Source organism: Microbacterium sp. B35-30, from assembly GCF_010634855.1.
Lineage (GTDB): Bacteria > Actinomycetota > Actinomycetes > Actinomycetales > Microbacteriaceae > Microbacterium.
In genome coordinates, this window is the sequence record NZ_MWLQ01000011.1 from 89,348 (window position 1) to 105,908 (window position 16,561).

General features: G+C 70.6%; 13 protein-coding genes. All 13 read right to left on the reverse strand.

All coding sequences use genetic code 11. The annotated features are described in order from the left end of the window. Positions 1-42: 42 nt before the first annotated feature. A complete protein-coding gene (gene gmk, locus B2K11_RS04765) occupies positions 43-984 on the reverse strand; it encodes a guanylate kinase (protein ID WP_239525733.1) in 942 nt (313 codons plus the stop codon). A gap of 1 nt (position 985) precedes the next feature. Beyond that, positions 986-1,819 (reverse strand): orotidine-5'-phosphate decarboxylase, encoded by an 834-nt coding sequence (pyrF, locus tag B2K11_RS04770; protein WP_163617121.1) that lies wholly within the window; start codon positions 1,817-1,819, stop codon positions 986-988. Beyond that, on the reverse strand, positions 1,816-5,103 hold the full coding sequence (gene carB / locus B2K11_RS04775; protein ID WP_163617122.1) for a carbamoyl-phosphate synthase large subunit: 3,288 nt from the start codon (positions 5,101-5,103) through the stop codon (positions 1,816-1,818). The genes pyrF and carB overlap by 4 nt, the downstream gene beginning before the upstream one ends. Further along, the gene (gene carA / locus B2K11_RS04780; RefSeq protein WP_163617123.1) at positions 5,103-6,260 is read right to left on the reverse strand and encodes a glutamine-hydrolyzing carbamoyl-phosphate synthase small subunit; all 1,158 of its coding nucleotides are present in this window, start codon (positions 6,258-6,260) and stop codon (positions 5,103-5,105) included. Before carA ends, carB begins: the two co-directional genes overlap by 1 nt. Continuing rightward, positions 6,257-6,766, reverse strand: a complete 510-nt coding sequence (locus B2K11_RS04785; protein ID WP_163617124.1) for a hypothetical protein — start codon at positions 6,764-6,766, stop codon at positions 6,257-6,259. Before B2K11_RS04785 ends, carA begins: the two co-directional genes overlap by 4 nt. Further along, a complete protein-coding gene (locus tag B2K11_RS04790; RefSeq protein ID WP_163617125.1) occupies positions 6,763-8,073 on the reverse strand; it encodes a dihydroorotase in 1,311 nt (436 codons plus the stop codon). Before B2K11_RS04790 ends, B2K11_RS04785 begins: the two co-directional genes overlap by 4 nt. After that, positions 8,070-9,083, reverse strand: coding sequence for an aspartate carbamoyltransferase catalytic subunit (locus B2K11_RS04795; RefSeq protein ID WP_163617126.1), 1,014 nt, complete (start codon positions 9,081-9,083; stop codon positions 8,070-8,072). Before B2K11_RS04795 ends, B2K11_RS04790 begins: the two co-directional genes overlap by 4 nt. Positions 9,084-9,090: 7 nt before the next feature. After that, positions 9,091-9,624, reverse strand: a complete 534-nt coding sequence (gene pyrR, locus B2K11_RS04800) for a bifunctional pyr operon transcriptional regulator/uracil phosphoribosyltransferase PyrR (protein ID WP_163617127.1) — start codon at positions 9,622-9,624, stop codon at positions 9,091-9,093. 122 nt (positions 9,625-9,746) lie between these two features. Next, the gene (locus B2K11_RS04805) at positions 9,747-10,286 is read right to left on the reverse strand and encodes a DoxX family membrane protein (protein ID WP_163617128.1); all 540 of its coding nucleotides are present in this window, start codon (positions 10,284-10,286) and stop codon (positions 9,747-9,749) included. 173 nt (positions 10,287-10,459) lie between these two features. Beyond that, positions 10,460-12,034: a Rieske 2Fe-2S domain-containing protein gene (locus B2K11_RS04810; RefSeq protein ID WP_163617129.1), complete on the reverse strand. Its 1,575-nt coding sequence runs from the start codon at positions 12,032-12,034 to the stop codon at positions 10,460-10,462. Between the two features lie 139 nt (positions 12,035-12,173). After that, a complete protein-coding gene (locus tag B2K11_RS04815; protein WP_239525734.1) occupies positions 12,174-15,503 on the reverse strand; it encodes a DEAD/DEAH box helicase in 3,330 nt (1,109 codons plus the stop codon). A 49-nt stretch (positions 15,504-15,552) separates the two neighbouring features. Further along, complete coding sequence (gene nusB / locus B2K11_RS04820; RefSeq protein ID WP_163617131.1) at positions 15,553-15,963, reverse strand: transcription antitermination factor NusB; 411 nt, start codon at positions 15,961-15,963, stop codon at positions 15,553-15,555. A 19-nt stretch (positions 15,964-15,982) separates the two neighbouring features. Continuing rightward, positions 15,983-16,543 carry an elongation factor P gene (gene efp, locus B2K11_RS04825; protein ID WP_163617132.1) on the reverse strand — a complete coding sequence of 187 codons (561 nt, stop codon included), beginning with the start codon at positions 16,541-16,543 and terminating at the stop codon, positions 15,983-15,985. Positions 16,544-16,561: the final 18 nt, after the last annotated feature.

Consider the following 16,561-nt stretch of genomic DNA (forward strand, 5'->3'; position numbering starts at 1 on the left):
GCGGCCACCGCGGGCGGGTCGGATCGCCGCGGCACGCCGCCGTCAGTGCGCGAGGCGGGCGACCTCATCGGCCGCACGGGCGACGTCGTCGTTCACGACGCGATAGTCGAATTCGCCCTGCGAGGCGAGCTCGGTCTTCGCGGTGCGCAGGCGCCGCGCACGCTCGGCGGCGTCCTCGGTGCCACGGCCGACCAGGCGCTGCACCAGTTCGTCCCAGCTGGGCGGGAGCAGGAACACGAGCGTCGCCGACGGATCCGCCTCGCGCACCTGACGGGCGCCCTGGAGGTCGATCTCGAGCAGGACGGTGCGCCCCCCGGCCAGGGCCTTCTCGATCGGCTTGCGCGGCGTGCCGTAGCGGTACGCGTTGTGAACGGTCGCGTGCTCCAGCAGCTCGCCGTCGGCGATCATCCGGTCGAATTCGGCGTCGTCGACGAAGAAGTAGTGCTCGCCGTCGATCTCGCCCGGACGCGGCGCGCGCGTCGTCGCCGACACCGACAGCAGGATCTGGGGGTGATGCGCCTTGATGTGCGCGGCGACCGTGCCCTTGCCGACCGCGGTGGGGCCGGCCAGCACGACCAGGCGGCTGCGACCGCCCCGAGGCTCGAGCTCGGGCCAGCGGGCGTCCAGGAAGCCTCGAAGGTCCTCCCGTTGACGGGAACCGAGGCCGCCGAGCCGCTTGACGGGCGAGATCTCGAGATCGTGCAGGATGCGGTCGCGCTTGCCCTCGCCGATCGCGGGGATGGCGGTGAGGAACTCCGGCACGCGCATCGCGCCGGCGGGTGACGCGGGATCGGCGAGAGCGCGACGCAGGAGCTCCTGCGGCGTGATCACCCGCATGGCGACGTCCTTCTTCAGCGCGGCGCGCTCGCGGCGCGCGGCGACGGCGCGGCGGGAGGCCGCCACACGGTCGACCTCGGGCGGCCGCGCGTGCGCGCCGGAAGTATGGGGCGAGGCCCCTTCAGAAGGGGTGCGCGAATCGGGCATGTCAATCACCACGGTAGAGAAGGGCGCGCTCGGAGATGCGCGCGGCGAGCCGGTCGGGTCCGGCAGCCAGGATGCTGCGGCTCTCCGACGCTATCACCGCTTCCGCCAGGTCGCCGAAGCGCGCGCGGAGGTCGTGCGGTTCGGCACCCTGATGACCGAAGCCCGGAGCGAGGATCGGGGCGACCGGCGAGAACACCCGGAGCCCGGCATCCGTCCAGTCCACCGTCGCGCCGACGACGACCCCGAGGCTCGCCCACTGCCCGTCCGGGGTCGTGCCGGCGTTGCGCTCCGAGATCTCGCGCATGATCGCTGCCGACACCGTCTCGCTGCTCGGGAGCACCGCGCGCTGCGCCGTGAAGGCATCGGGATTGCTCGTCGCGGCGAGCACGAACACGCCCTTGCCGTGGCGTTCAGCGATGACGAACGTCCCCTCGAGAGCGCCCACGCCGAGGAAGGGGTTCGCCGTCACCGCGTCGGCCTCGAGCGGAGAGCCCGGCGTGAGCCACGCCTCTGCGTAGGCGTCCATCGTCGTGCCGATGTCGCCGCGCTTCGCGTCGGCGATCACGAGCAGCCCTGCCGCGCGCGCTGCCGCCATCACGGTCTCGAGCGCCGCGAACCCGGCGGACCCATAGCGCTCGAAGAACGAGACCTGCGGCTTGACGACCCCGACACGGCCCGCAGCCGCGTCCACGACGCGCAGGCCGAACTCCCGCGCACCGGCGGCGGAGGCATCCATCCCCCACTCGGCGAGGAGGTGCGCGTGCGGATCGATGCCGACGCACAGCTGCCCGTGCGTCGCCGTCGCCGCGCGGACGCGCTCGCCGAACGAGGTCATGCCCGCGCCGCCCGATCGGCCGCGTACTCCTGGAGGCTCTTGACGCGGAAGCCTTCGCGCAGCACCGGCAGGGCGCTCACCGCGGCACCGAGCACAGCCATGGTCGTGAACAGCGCCTTGTCGCCGGCCACCGCCGCCGCGCGGATCTCGTAGCCGTCGGCGCGGGCGCTACCGCCGCTCGGGGTGTTCACCACGATGTCGATCTCGCCGGCGTTGATGAGGTCGACGATGTTGGTTCCGCCCGACTCCTGGGTCTCGGAGTACTTGCTCACCACGCGCACCGCGATGCCGTTGCGGGCGAGGATCTCGGCGGTGCCCTCGGTCGCGACCAGGTCGAAGCCGAGCTCCTGCAGGCGGTGGGCCGGGAGGATCACGGCGCGCTTGTCGCTGTCGGCGACCGAGATGAAGACGGTGCCCGACTGCGGCATGCCGCCGTACGCGGCCTCCTGCGATTTCGCGAACGCCGTGGGGAAGTCGCGGTCGATGCCCATGACCTCGCCGGTGGAGCGCATCTCGGGGCCGAGCACCGAGTCCACGGTCTGACCGTCCGCCGTGCGGAACCGCTTGAAGGGCAGCACGGCCTCCTTCACGGCGACGGGGGCGTCGAGGGGCACGCGCGAGCCGTCCTGCTCGGGCAGCATCCCCTCGGACTTCAGCTCGGCGATCGTCGAGCCCGCCATGATGCGCGAGGCGGCCTTCGCCAGCGGGATGCCGAGCGCCTTCGACACGAATGGCACGGTGCGGCTGGCGCGGGGGTTCGCCTCGATGACGTACAGCACGCCGGCCGAGATGGCGAACTGCACGTTGAGGAGGCCCCGCACGCCGACGCCCTCGGCGATGGCGTGGGTCGCGATGCGGACGCGGTCGATGTCGGTGCGGCCGAGGCTGACGGGCGGCAGCGTGCAGCTGGAGTCGCCGGAGTGGATGCCGGCCTCCTCGAGGTGCTCCATGACGCCGCCGATGTACAGCTCGTCGCCGTCGAACAGCGCGTCGACGTCGATCTCAATCGCATCGTCGAGGAAGCGGTCAACCAGGAGCGGGAGCCCCGGGCCGATGATCGCGGCGTCGGCGATGCGCACGAAGTAGTCGCGCAGCGCCTCGGTCGAGTAGACGATCTCCATGCCGCGGCCGCCGAGCACGAAACTCGGGCGCACCAGCACCGGGTAGCCGATCTCCTCGGCGACCGCGACGGCCCCGTCGACGTCGATCGCGGTGCCGTTGCGCGGTGCCACCAGACCGGCGTCGTCGAGCAGGCGCGAGAACAGTTCGCGCTCCTCGGCGAGGTCGATCGCGGCGGGCTTGGTGCCGAGGATCGTGTAGCCGGCGTCCTCGATCCCCTTGGCGAGGCCGAGGGGCGTCTGGCCCCCGAGCTGGCAGATGACGCCGAGGATCTCGCCCGACTGCGCCTCGGCGTGCAGCACCTCGAGCACGTCCTCGAGGGTCAGCGGCTCGAAGTACAGGCGGTCGGAGGTGTCGTAGTCGGTCGACACGGTCTCGGGGTTGCAGTTGACCATGACCGTCTCGTAGCCGGCGTCGGCCAGCGCGAACGACGCGTGCACGCACGAGTAGTCGAACTCGACGCCCTGCCCGATGCGGTTGGGGCCTGACCCGATGATGACGACCTTGGTCCGCTCCGACGGCGTCACCTCCGTCTCGAAGTCGTAGCTCGAGTAGTGGTAGGGCGTGAGCGCCGGGAACTCCCCCGCGCAGGTGTCGACGGTCTTGTACACGGGACGGATGCCGAGGGCGTGACGGATGCTGCGGACCTGGGCTTCGGCGTCGGAACGCAGCTCGGCGATCTGGGCGTCGCTGAAACCGTGCTCCTTCGCGATGCGCAGGGTGGCGGCATCCAGCTCCCCCGCCTGGCGCACGAACTCGGCGACCTCGTTGATGAGCACGATCTGGTCGAGGAACCACGGGTCGATCTTGGTCGCCTCGAACGCCTGCTCGACCGTGGCGCCCTTGCGGAGCGCCTGCTGGAGCACGACGATGCGGCCATCGGTCGGGGTCTGGGCGATCTCGAGCAGCTCGTCGGCCGAGCGCGGCTCGTCGCCCCAGTGGAAGCTGGAGCCGCGCTTCTCGAGCGAGCGCAGCGCCTTCTGCAGCGCGGTGGCGTAGTTGCGGCCGATCGCCATCGCCTCGCCCACGGACTTCATCGTGGTGGTCAGCGTCGTGTCGGCGGCGGGGAACTTCTCGAAGTTGAAGCGCGGCACCTTCACGACGACGTAGTCCAGCGTCGGCTCGAAGCTCGCCGGCGTGACCTTCGTGATGTCGTTGGGGATCTCGTCGAGGCGGTAGCCGATCGCGAGCTTCGCGGCGATCTTCGCGATGGGGAAGCCGGTCGCCTTGGAGGCGAGGGCCGACGACCGCGACACGCGAGGGTTCATCTCGATGACGATGATGCGGCCGGTGGCCGGATCGACCGCGAACTGGATGTTGCATCCGCCGGTGTCGACGCCCACCGCGCGGATGATGTCGATGCCGATGTCACGGAGCTTCTGGTACTCGCGGTCGGTGAGGGTGAGCGCCGGCGCGACGGTGATCGAATCGCCCGTGTGCACGCCGACCGGGTCGACGTTCTCGATGGAGCAGACGACGACCGTGTTGTCGGCCGTGTCGCGCATCAGCTCGAGCTCGTACTCCTTCCACCCGAGGATCGACTCCTCGAGCAGCACCTCGGTGGTCGGCGAGTCGCGCAGGCCCGCGCCGGCGATGCGGCGGAGGTCCTTCTCGTCGTATGCGAAGCCCGAGCCGAGGCCGCCCATCGTGAACGACGGGCGCACGACGAGCGGGTAGCCGAGCTCGTCGGCGGCGGCGAGCACCTCGTCCATCGTGTGCGCGATACGGGAGGCCGCAACGTCGGCGCCGGCATCCAGCACCAGCTGCTTGAAGATCTGGCGGTCCTCGCCCTTGTTGATCGCCTCGAAGTCGGCGCCGATGAGCTCGACGTCGTACTTCTCGAGGATCCCGTGCGTGTGCAGGTCGATCGCGGCGTTGAGCGCCGTCTGCCCGCCCAGGGTCGGCAGGATCGCGTCGGGCTTCTCCTTCGCGATGATCGTCTCGATGACACGCCAGTTGATCGGCTCGATGTACGTCGCGTCGGCGAAGTCGGGGTCGGTCATGATGGTGGCCGGGTTCGAGTTGACGAGGATGACGCGCACGCCCTCTTCGCGCAGCACGCGGCAGGCCTGCGTGCCCGAGTAGTCGAACTCGCACGCCTGCCCGATGACGATCGGGCCGGAGCCGATGACCAGGACGGAGTTGATGTCGTCGCGCTTGGGCATTACTTCGCGGCCTTCTTCTGGAGGTTCGCGACGACGAGGTCGCGGAAGCGGTCGAACAGGTAGTTGGCGTCGTGCGGGCCGGCGGCGGCCTCGGGGTGGTACTGCACGGAGAACGCCGGGATGTCGAGGGCGCGCAGGCCCTCGACCACCTGGTCGTTCAGCCCGACGTGGCTGACCTCGATGCGGCCGTAGCCGTTCGGGCTGTCGAACTCGCCGTCGACCGGGGCGTCCACCGCGAAGCCGTGGTTGTGGGCCGTGATCTCGACGCGGCCCGTGGACTTGTCGAGCACCGGCTGGTTGATGCCGCGGTGGCCGAAGGGCAGCTTGTAGGTGCCGAGGCCGAGCGCCCGGCCGAGCAGCTGGTTGCCGAAGCAGATGCCGAAGAACGGGAGTCCGTCGTCGAGCACGCCGCGCAGCAGGTCGACGTGGTCGCCCGAAGCCGCCGGGTCGCCCGGGCCGTTGGAGTAGAACACGGCCACCGGGTCGATCGCACGGATCTGGTCGATCGTGACGTCCTGCGGCAGCACGTGCACGTCGAATCCCCGCGCGGCGAGGTTGTCGACGGTCGCCTGCTTCACGCCGAGGTCGAGCACGGCGAGGTTGCCGATGCGCTCGCCGGTCGCCTTCGTCACCTCGGCGGCGGCCACCGACACCTGGGCGGAGAGGTTCTGACCGGCCATCTGCGGAGCCTCGCGGACGAGGCGCAGCTGCTCCTCGGCGTCGATGCCCGCCGCGTCGCCGGAGAAGATCGCGCCGCGCATGCTGCCCGCCGAGCGGATGTGGCGGGTCACGGCGCGCGTGTCGATGCCGCTGATGCCCACCACGCCGTCCCTCGCCAGGGCCGCGTCGAGCTCCTCGTCGGCGCGCCAGTTGGAGACGACGCGGGAGGGGTCGCGCACGATGTACCCCGCCACCCAGATGCGGCGCGATTCCGGGTCCTCGTCGTTCATGCCGGTGTTGCCGATGTGCGGCGCGGTCTGCAGCACGATCTGGCCCGCGTACGAGGGATCGGTGAGCGTCTCCTGGTACCCGGTCATGCCGGTGGAGAACACCACCTCGCCGATGGAGGTGCCCTGGGCGCCGTACGCGCGTCCGGTGTGACGGGTCCCGTCCTCGAGCACGAGGACTGCGGGGTCGGTCTGGAAGAGGGAGGTCATGAGTCGGTTCCCGTCTGGTTCGGCGGAAGGATGCCGGCCACAGCGTCCGCGAGAGCGCGGGCCGAGGCATCCTGGGGTCGGAAGTAGCTGTCGACGGTCGTGCCGGCGTCGGTGCGCCAGGTCAGCCGGGTGAGTCCGCCCGGCTCGACCACCCGGTCGATCGCGACGGTGGACTGGTCGACGTCGACGATGCGGTCGGGCGTCAGCACGAACGGGTCCTGTCCGGTGAGGCCGATGGCCACACCCTCGTCGGCGACGATGACGGTCGCCTTCGAGCGGAACGCCATGCCGGGGGCCGCGATCCGCTCCAGCGGAGTGTCGCGGGCGGTCGTCGCGACGTACAGGGCGTCGAAGGACGCACGCACGTGTGCGTCGGCGGGCAGCTCGCCCGAATGGACGAGCGGCGCGGCATCCCGTCGCGTCCGCCGCCACCACGCCCACGCGAGCGCGGCGAGCAGCACGACGGCCACGGCGATCATGACGGCCAGGGCCCCTTCACGGGTCACGCGCGCACCCCCGGGGTGTCGAGCAGAGCGCCGTCGGCGACGGTGACCGTTCCCTGGTGGAGCGTCCAGCGCACCTCGCCGGGAAGCTCGCGGCCGAGGTACGGCGAGTTCAGGCTCCGACCACGCAGATCGTCGGTCGTGAAGGTGCGGCGGGGCGCCGGGTCGTAGAACGCGAGGGATGCCGGCTGGCCCTCGGTGAGCGGGGTGCCGTGCCCCGCGAGGCGGCCGATGCGCGCGGGCTCGCGCGACATCACCCGTGCGACATCGCCCCAGGTGAGCAGTCCGGTGTCGACCATCGACTGCTGCACGACCCGCAGCGCGCTCTCGAGGCCCACCATGCCGTTGGCCGCCGCGTGCCACTCGCACGCCTTCGACTCGGCGGGGTGGGGGGCGTGGTCGGTCGCGACGATGTCGATCGTGCCGTCGGCGAGGCCCTCGCGCACCGCGAGCACGTCCTCCTCGCGGCGCAGCGGCGGGTTGACCTTGAAGCGGGCGTCGTAGTCGCGTACCAGCTCGTCGGTCAGGAGCAGGTGGTGCGGGGTGACCTCGGCCGTCACGTCCACGCCGCGGCGCTTGGCCCAGCGGATGATGTCGACCGAGCCCGCCGTCGAGAGGTGGCAGACGTGCAGGCGCGAGCCGACGTGCTCGGCGAGGAGCACGTCGCGGGCGATGATCGACTCTTCGGCGACCGCGGGCCAGCCGGCGAGTCCCAGCTCCGCGGACACGGCGCCCTCGTTCATCTGCGCGCCCTCGGTGAGGCGCGGGTCCTGCGCGTGCTGCGCGACGACGCCGTCGAACGCCTTCACGTACTCGAGCGCTCGCCGCATGATGAGCGGGTCCCAGACGCAGAAGCCGTCGTCGCTGAAGACGCGCACACGGGCGCGGGAGTCGGCCATGGCGCCGAGCTCGGCCAGGCGCTCGCCCTTCTGCCCGACGGTCACCGCACCGATCGGCTGCACCGTGACGAAGCCGGCCGCCTCACCGAGGGCGAGCTCCTGCTCGACGACACCGGCCGTGTCGGCGACCGGCGAGGTGTTGGGCATCGCGAACACGGCGGTGTAGCCGCCCGCCGCGGCGGCGCGCGATCCGGTCAGGATCGTCTCGGATGCCTCGTACCCGGGTTCGCGCAGATGCGAGTGCAGATCGACCAGGCCCGGCAGCAGCACGAGGCCGTCGACGTCGACCACGGTCGCGCCGGCGCGGCTCAGGCCGGGGCCGATCTCGGCGATGACGCCGTCCGCGACGATCACGTCGGCGAGGGTGGTGGCCTCGACCTGGGCGCCGCGGAAGAGAAGGGTCTCGCTCACGGGGTGTTCTCCTTCTCTGAGCCCACCGGGGCGGGCGCGTTCATCGCGGGTGTGCTGTCGGCTGCGTCGTGCTCCGCGCCCGCCAGCAGCAGGTAGAGCGCGGCCATGCGCACCGAGACGCCGTTCGCCACCTGCTCGAGCACGGTCGAGCGCGGCGAGTCCGCGGCTTCTGCGGAGATCTCCAGACCCCGGTTCATGGGTCCGGGGTGCATGACAATGCTATCCGCTCCGAGCGCCTGAAGGCGGCGTGCGTCGAGGCCCCAGCGGCGCGAATACTCCCGTTCAGTGGGGAAATACGCGGCGTTCATGCGCTCCAGCTGGATGCGCAGCATCATGAGCGCGTCCGGTGCCGACGCGATCGCCTCGTCGAGGTCATAGAGCGTCCGCACCGGCCAGCGCGACATATCCTGCGGCACGAGGGTGGGGGGCGCGACGAGGGTCACGTGAGCGCCGAGGGTGTGCAGCAGCCAGACATTGGACCGGGCCACCCGCGAGTGCAGGATGTCGCCGACGATCGCGACCTTCATGCCCGCGAGGTCGCGGCCGCGGCTGTCGTCGCCGAACCGGCGCTTGCGGATCGTGAAGGCGTCCAGGAGCGCCTGTGTCGGGTGCTCGTGGGTGCCGTCGCCGGCGTTGACGACGCCGGCGCTGATCCAGCCGCTGGTCGCGAGGGTGCGGGGGGCGCCGGACGCGCCGTGGCGGATGACGACGGCATCCGCTCCCATCGCCTGGAGGGTCTGCGCCGTGTCCTGCAGCGACTCCCCCTTCGAGACGCTCGAGCCCTTCGCCGAGAAGTTGATGACATCGGCCGACAGTCGCTTCGCGGCGGCCTCGAACGAGATGCGCGTGCGTGTCGAGTCCTCGAAGAACAGGTTGACGACGGTCTTGCCCCGCAGGGTGGGGAGCTTCTTGACCTCGCGCCGCTGCGTGTCGGCCATGTCCTCGGCCACGTCGAGGATGCGCAGCGCGTCCTGGCGGGCGAGCGTCCGGGTGTCGAGCAGGTGCCTCATGCTCCGGTCACCGTCCTTCGATCGTGACGGATTCGGCGCCGTCGGTCTCGTGCAGGCGCACGTTCACGCGCTCTTCGCGGGAGCTCGGCAGGTTCTTGCCGACGAAGTCGGGGCGGATCGGCAGTTCGCGGTGGCCCCGGTCGACGAGCGTCGCCAGCCGCACCGCAGCGGGCCGGCCGATGTCCTGCAGGGCGTCGAGGGCGGCACGGATGCTGCGTCCTGAGAAGAGGACGTCGTCCACGAGCACGACCACCTTGCCGTCGATGCCGCCTGGCGGAATCTGGGTGCGCTGCGGGGCACGCGTCGGATTGCGGTGCAGGTCGTCGCGGTACATCGTGACGTCGAGGGCCCCGATCGGGACGGTGACGCCGCCGAACTGCTCGACGAGCGCGCCGATGCGGTGGGCGAGGGTAACGCCGCGAGTGGGGATGCCGAGGAGGACCAGGCCCTCGGGACCCTTGTTGGACTCGAGGATCTCGTGGGAGATCCGAGTCAGGGCCCGGGCGATGTCGGCCTCGTGCAGCACGGTGCGCGTGCTCATCCGCCGCTCCCTTCTCCGCCTCACGGGACGGGGTTAAAGGTTGCTGTGATCGCCGCCCAGTCTACGTCACCGCGAAGGCCGGCCCCAATCGGGACCGGCCTTCGGGGTGCGCCTCGTGATCGTCAGGGGCGCGTGGCAGGCCCGCGCAGCACCTGCGAGGCGACGACGAGGGCGGCGGCGATCAGCACGACGTTCTTGAAGATGTACTGTCCGGTGAGCGTCGGGCCGGCGGTGCCGAACACCTCGGCAGGCAGCAGCACGAGCGGCGAGAGGATGCCGACGAACGCGAGCGCGAGCACCACGAGGCCGACGCGGGCGAAGGCGCCCCCGGCGATGAGGAGGGCTCCCGCCGCGACCTCGATCAGCGCGGTGGCGACGAGCGCCGCCTGGCCGCTCACGAGTCCGAACGTCAGCTTCTCCCACGTCTGGCTCACGAGAGCCTCGACGGGGCTCACTCCGGGGAAGAACTTCATCGCGCCGAAGACGACGAACACACCGCCGAGGGCGATGCGCAGCGCCGGGATGCTCCAGCGCTGCAGCGCGGTCTTGGTCGCAGCTTCGGCGCGCGCCTCCCATGACAGCAGGGTGCGGATCGTGCTCGGACGGCCGGTGCGTGCGGGGGCGACGACGCCGGCGGCGCCGCGGACGGGAACGGTGGTCATGGCGTGACTCCTTCGGGTTCTGATCGCCCGCGATCGCGGGCACGGTGATCAGGACTCCCTCGGCCGCACGGTGATACGGATCGGCACGGATTGGCACCGGGGATACACACCTTCGGGCGCAGAAACGCCGTCTGGTTGTAGAAGGTCTACAACCAGACGGCGCCGCGGTCCGCTCAGGCGGCGGGCGTCGTCACCTCGCGGTGCGCGTCGTCCTCGACCAGCGACGCACGGATCGGGTGCCCCTGGCTGGTGAGACACTTGCCGCTGGCCAGGTCCCACTTCCAGTCGTGGAGGGAGCAGGTGAGCACGCCGTCCTCGATCTTGCCGGTCTTGGTGAGGTCCGCACGCAGGTGCGGGCAGCGGCGCTGCACCTTCCACTCGCCCAGCCGGGCGTCTTCGGTCTGATCGGTCTGCTCCGCGTACCAGTTCTCGACGTACTCGATCCGGTCTCGCGAAAGGCACTTGAGGAACGTCGTCAGGAACTCGTTGAACTTGCCGCTGCGGCCGACCTCGAACTGCATCGAGAGGAAGATCGAGTTCGACCAGTCGATCTCGTGGTCGGCGATGTTGGTCGAGACCAGGTCGGCCGGGATCGTGTACCAGTAGATGCACTCGTCGTCCTGGTACTCGCGGACCTTCGCCTTCGGGAAGTCCACGACCATGTCGAGGTCGCCGATGCGGAAGCGCACGACGCCGCCGACGCCGTTGCGGATGGTGCGGGCACGGCGCAGTAGCGGCTCCCACCACTCCTTGATCGCGGCCAGCATCTCGTCCGGAGGCAGCACCGCTGCGCGGGTGGCCTCCTCGGCGCGGATCTCGTCCTGGCGGCTGCCCTGCTGTTCGGCGAGATACGACCACTTGTCGTCGAAGATCCGGTCGATCTCGGCATCCGTGTAGAGCGTCTGCGTGACCGAGAGCGCGCCGTCGTTCAGCTCGACCACGGTGCCGGGCACGAACTCGTAGCCCTTCTGGTCGGGGCGGAGGTCCTTCATGTGCTGCAGGAACTGCCGCTGGTCGGTGAAGATGGCGTCGCCGTCGAGGCCGTAGCCGTTGTACTTGAACAGCTCCTCGCGCAGGAACATCGGCGGGCCGGCCATCGGGAAGACGTGCTCGGCGTCGACCTTCTCGATGTAGTACATCGCCCGCTTGTTCTGCGCGTCGCGCTTGAGCTTCGCGAAGTTCTGCTTGGCATCCTGCGGCAGGTCGTAGACCATCGGCCACCAGATGGCGCCCGACACCTGCGTGAAGTACGCCTCGGGCTTCGAGAACGACATCAGCTTCTCGAGGTCGAGCGGATGCGAGTCGTTCTGATTCAGGATGCTGGCGGTCCCGTCGTCGACGCTCAGCGAGGAGTCGCCGATCGGCCCGTCACTGGGGGCGCGGAGGGGCGTCACCATGAGCTTGAGCGGGCCGAACTCGAGCGGCACCCCGGCCTGCGTGTAGACGATGTTGTCGTAGCCGAGCCGTCGCAGGTCCTGCTCGAGATCGTCGGTCGGGTAATCCGGCAGCAGGACCTTGATGTCCTTCGGCACGTGGCGCTGCATGAGCGCCGGGTCGAAGTGGTCGCGGTGGCGGTGCGAGATGTAGAGGAAGTCGGCGTTGCCGTACTTCGCCCAGTCGAGCCCGCGGTTGTCGGGGAACGGGAACCACGACCCGAAGAAGGTCGGGCCGATCACCGGGTCGCAGAGGATGCTTCCTCCCGCCGTCTCGATGAACATTCCGGCGTGGCCGAGGCCCGTGATGCGCATGGGACTCCTCCCCTATCCAGCAGTCGTACCGTCGAACCAGACGAGTCTAGGCGAGGCCGGCCGACGCCACCGCGCGGCCCGGCCGTGCAAAAGCAGATCCCGCCCCGTCCCCGCGCGCTCCGGACCGGGATGGCCCGGATCACTCGTCGAAGAGTCCGCGGATGTCGTCGGCGGTGAGCGCCTGGCCGAACAGGGCGTCGTCGTCCATCACGGAACGGAACAGCCGCGACTTGCGCTGCTGCAGCGCCATGACCTTCTCCTCGATGGTCCCGTTCGCGATGAGCCGGTACACCATCACGCTGCGGTGCTGGCCGATGCGGTGCGCCCGGTCGACCGCCTGCGCCTCGGCTGCGGGGTTCCACCACGGATCGAGCAGGAACACGTAGTCGGCCTCCGTCAGCGTGAGACCGAAGCCGCCCGCCTTGAGGCTGATGAGGAACACCGGCGCCTCTCCCCCGCGGAAGGCGTCGACGGCGGCATCGCGATCGCGCGTCGACCCGTCGAGATACGCGTACGGGATGCCGCGCTCGTCGAGCCGGGCGGAGACGAGGCCGAGGAACGACGTGAACTGGCTGAACACGAGGGCACGGTGCCCCTCGGCGAGGGCTTCGTCGAGCTGCTCGAAGAGCGCGCCGAGCTTGCTCGGCGCGATGTGGGAGTACGCCGGGTCGACGAGCTCGGGGGCGAGGCTCAGCATGCGCAGCAGCGTCAGGGAGCGGAACACGATGAACCGGTTGCGGTCGAGGTCCTCCAACAGCCCCAGCACCTTCTGGCGCTCGCGCTGCAGCACCGTGTCGTACAGGGCGCGGTGGGCCGCCCCGAGCTCGATCCGCACCTCCTGCTCCTGCTTGGCAGGCAGGTCGGCGGCGACCAGTTCCTTCGTGCGCCGCAGCACCAGCGGACGGATGCGGCGCCGAAGGCGCGCCAGGCGGCCCGCGCGATAGGCGCCGCCTTCCTGGTTCTCGGGCACTTTGCCCTTCTCGATGGGGCCGACGTACTCCTCCCGGAACCGCCGCGCGGAGGCGAACAGCCCGGGAGCAGCCAGCGAGAGCAGGGCCCACAGCTCGGTGAGGCTGTTCTCGAGCGGCGTGCCGGTGACGGCGAAGACGACGTCCGCCGGCAGATCGCGCGCCGCCCGGTACGCCTTGGTCTGGCTGTTCTTGACGAACTGCGCCTCGTCGAGGATGAGGCCGGCCCATGTGACGCGTGCGAACTCGGCTTCGTCCAGTCGCAGGAGCGTGTACGACGTGACCACGATGTCGGCGGCGGCTGCGGCATCCGTCACCGTCGTCCCGCGCTTCGCACGTGTCGAGTCGATGACGGCCACGCGCAGGTCGGGCACGAAGCGCGCCGCCTCGCTCCGCCACGTCGAGAGGACGGATGTCGGCGCCACCACCAGGAACGGGCGCTTCTCACCGGTTTCGCGCGCGTGCGCGATGAGGGCGAGCAGCTGCAGCGTCTTGCCGAGGCCCATGTCGTCGGCCAGGATGCCGCCGAGCCGGTGCTGCCACAGGAAGGCCAGCCAGTCGTAGCCGACCCGCTGGTACGGGCGGAGATCCGCCTGCAGCGCGGCAGGGAGCGGTGCGGAGAGAACCCCGTCGGCGTCGCGCAGCGCCTCCACGGTGGCCCGCCACGACACCGCAGGCTGCGCCTCGTCCGCGAGATCCTCGAAATCCGCCCACAGGGCGGTCTGATACCGGCTGATGCGCGGCCCGGTCTCCCATTCGTCGAGCTCGCCCGCCTCGTCGATGAGGTCGCGCAGGCGCTGGAGCGAGGGATGCGACAGCGAGAAGTACGCCCCGTCGCTCAGCAGGATCTTCTTGCGACCCCGCGAGAGCGCGGTGAACAGCGTCCCGAACGGGATGCTGCGGCCATCGATCGTCACGACGACGCCCAGGTCGAACCAGTCGGCGTCGGTCGTCTCGACGGACGTGATGTCGATGCGCGGATCGCCGGCGAGCTCACGGTAATGCGGACGTTCGCCTGAGATCTCCACACGGACGTCGGCGTCGGCCTCGAGCAGCGGCAGCAGCTGCGACGCGAACTCCGCCGCCACGATCCCCGACAGCGTGTCGGCGCTCGCGAGGTCGACCGGCGCATGATCGCGCCAGAGCGACTCGACGCGGTCGCGGATCTCGCGCTCCAGCGCCGGGTCGCCGTCGTCGCCGGTCGCATCGAGGCCGAGCAGCTCGCCGTCGCCGTAGCGCCACGAGAGCGTGTAGACGAGCCGATGCCCCGGTTCGAATCGCACCAGCACCACGAGCGTGGGCCGGGGCGGCGGGGCGACGTCGATTCCAGGCGCGTCGACATCCACCCGGCGCGCGATGCGCGGCAGGTGCTCGCGCACGAACTCCTCAGCCTCGTCCGCCGGGACGGTCACGGCTTCGCGGGCGGTGAGCAGCGCGGGCACCGGGTCGGGCAGCGCGACGGCCGCCAGCACCAGCTCGATACGCTCGCGCTGCACCGCGAACCGGTAGACGCCCGTGCGGCCGACCGGACGCAGAGTCGCGGCTGGGCCTACGCGCCCCGAGGCTCCGGACGACGCGCCGGCGGCCGGAGAGGGCGTTGCGAGGGTCTGCTCGCCGTCGATAGTGACGACCGGGACGATCTCGAGGCCGCGCCCGGTGCGCTGCGCCTGCACCGCGACGGTCGCCGCGGACGCCAGTGCGACCGTCGCATTGCGCTTCGTCGGGACGAACGGGATGCCGCGGTCCGCGGCGGACGCCAGGTGCGGCCAGAGAAGGCTCGACTCGATGTCGTCGAGGGTGAGCCAGTCCGAGACGTCGGAGAAGGCGCCGAACGAGCGGACGTCGCGGCCGATGCTGTGCAGCTCGGCGAACCACCGCGCCTGTACAGGGTCGAACGCCGTGCTCGGCCGCCGCAGGGCATCCCACGAGACGCCGCCCTTGATCCATGCGTCGGACCGGGCGGAGCGCTCCAGCGGGCGAAGCCCGACCAGCACGTCGGCGCCGTGCTGATGCAGGCCGCGGGGAGTGGCGGACTCGACACGCGCCGGTGCCCACGCCGACGCGCCGCGACGGATGCGCTGACGCAGCTCGACGCCCAGCGCGAGGGGCGTGTGGGCCCGCGGCGCGGGCGCCGGCGACGCGAACACCGTCCGCCACGACGATTCACCGGGCGACGCCGGGGCCGACGCCGCCAGCCGGTTGGCTGCGAGCAGCGTCGCGACCGTGTGCTTGCAGTCGAACTGCACCGGGCACGTGCACGAGGTCGCGGCGATGGGGTGGTCCGTGCGCTGCGGGTCGAGCCGGACGCGGCAGCGGTACGTCCGCCCGGCGCTGCCGGCCACGACGGCCTCGATCACGCAGGTGACCGGGTCCCAATCGAGTCGCTGCACCGCGCCGTCGGCGAAGTACGCGGCGCCCCGCTCGTACGAGCCGCTGTCGGTGTGCCGGCGGATGTGCCCGGGGTCGACGAACGGCGGGGGTCCGGCGGACGGCGGGGTCACGGCATCCATCCTGCCGAGGCCCGCCGACACCGCGGCGGATGCATCGCGGTCAGCCTGCGCGCGCGATCCGGGCGAGCACGCCGTGGACGAAGGGTCCCGATTCGTCGGTCGAGAACTCCTTGACGAGCTCGACCGCCTCGTCGATGGCGACCGCGGTCGGGACCTCGTCGTTGTAGAGGATCTCCCATGCGCCGATTCGCAGGACGGCGCGGTCGACCGCAGGCATGCGGGCGATGCTCCAGTCCTTGGCGAACGTGGTGATCTGCTCGTCGATGGCGTCCTGGTTGTCGATCACCCCGTCGACGATCTCACGGGCGTACAGCCACGAGGCCTCGCGGGCGGGCTCGTTCGCGGCCCGCTTCGCCTCGGCGGCGAGGACGGTCGCCGGCGCATCGCCGCGGACGTCGGCCTGGAACAGGATGTCGAGCGCGCGTTTGCGCGCCTTCGTGCGGGCACTCATCGGTCAGCGGCCGCCGACCTCAGTTGACGCGGCCGAGGTAGTCGCCGGTGCGCGTGTCGACCTTGACCTTGGTGCCGGTCTCGACGAACAGCGGGACCTGGATCTCGTAGCCGGTCTCGACGGTGGCGGCCTTGGTTCCGGCCGACGAGCGGTCGCCCTGCAGGCCGGGCTCGGTGTACGTGATCTCGAGGACGACCGACGCCGGGAGCTCGACGTAGAGCGGGTTGCCGTTGTTGAGAGCGATCTGCACCTGCTGGTTCTCGAGCAGGAAGTTGGCGGCGTCGCCCACCGTGGCGGCTCCCACGTTGATCTGGTCGTAGTCGGCGACGTCCATGAAGACGAAGTTGTCGCCGTCGTTGTACAGGTACGTGAAGTCGCGACGGTCGACGTTCTCGATGTCGATCTTGGCGCCGGCGTTGTACGTGCGGTCGACGACCTTGCCCGAGACGACGTTCTTGAGCTTCGTGCGCACGAACGCGCCACCCTTGCCCGGCTTGACATGCTGGAACTCGATGACGTTCCAGAGCTGACCGTCGATGCTGAGGACGACGCCGTTCTTGATGTCTGCGGTGGATGCCATGAGGGTGCGAATCCGTTT